This window comes from Oleiphilus sp. HI0043 (genome assembly GCF_001634935.1).
This window is the reverse complement of record NZ_LWEY01001461.1, coordinates 1-861: the sequence shown is the minus strand read 5'-3', so window position 1 is coordinate 861 and position 861 is coordinate 1. Positions and strand designations below refer to the sequence as shown.

General features: G+C 47.7%; 1 protein-coding gene. It reads right to left on the bottom strand.

The annotated features are described in order from the left end of the window. Positions 1 to 232: 232 nt before the first annotated feature. Positions 233 to 861 (bottom strand): nitronate monooxygenase family protein (locus A3729_RS20675; protein WP_197475958.1); only part of this gene is annotated, 629 nt, incomplete at its 5' end.

The window sequence follows — 861 nt, the reverse complement described above, 5'->3', positions numbered from 1 at the left end:
ATCGCTGATAAGTACAAAGACGAGTAAGTGCTCGCAATATTTTCCGGACAAATAATGCGATCTGTTGTAGCGCAGTATCTGCCTCTCTAACACGTGGAGCAAATATCTTAAAGACGTGAAACAACCCCTCAAACACATCGTAAGTGAAATCACATTCGCTTTCATTTACGCGCTGGGCGGACGTATCGCCTGCCCAGTATCGTCAGCGCCAAGCTTAACCGTACTATAACCTTTACTTGGCAAAGCCCGGCTTTTCAACTGCGCCCAGGTACTCTACCTTTAACTCCTTTACTAAATCAGCCATCGATTTAATTGTGTGAATGCCCGATACGCCTTCACCAGCACTCCAAAAGTCCTTCCATGCATTACTACCTGCCAAATCAAGATCGACACTTTCCTTGGCCTGGTAACTTGCCAAGTCAACGCCAGCACGCTCAATTGACGGCTTAAGGAAGTTACACTTCACGCCAGTAAAGGTATCTGTGAAGATCAAATCTTTAATCCCTGATTCAACCAACATCTTTTTGTAGTCAGGGTCTACCTCGGCTTCTTCGGTGGCTATAAAGCGTGTTCCCATATAAGCAAAGTCTGCTCCCAGCACTTCAGCTGCACGTATACCGTAGCCATCATTCACAGCACCGGCCAAAGCCAAAGGGCCGTCCCAAAATTCTCGAATTTCTCTCACCAAAGCAAAGGGGTTAATGGTACCCGCATGGCCTCCTGCTCCTGCCGAGACAACAATAATTCCATCCACACCCGCAGCAATTGCTTTCTTCGCATGCTCTGCACGAATCACATCATGAAAGACAACACCGCCCCACTCATGCACTTCCTTCACTATCTCTGCAGGGTTGCCCTGAC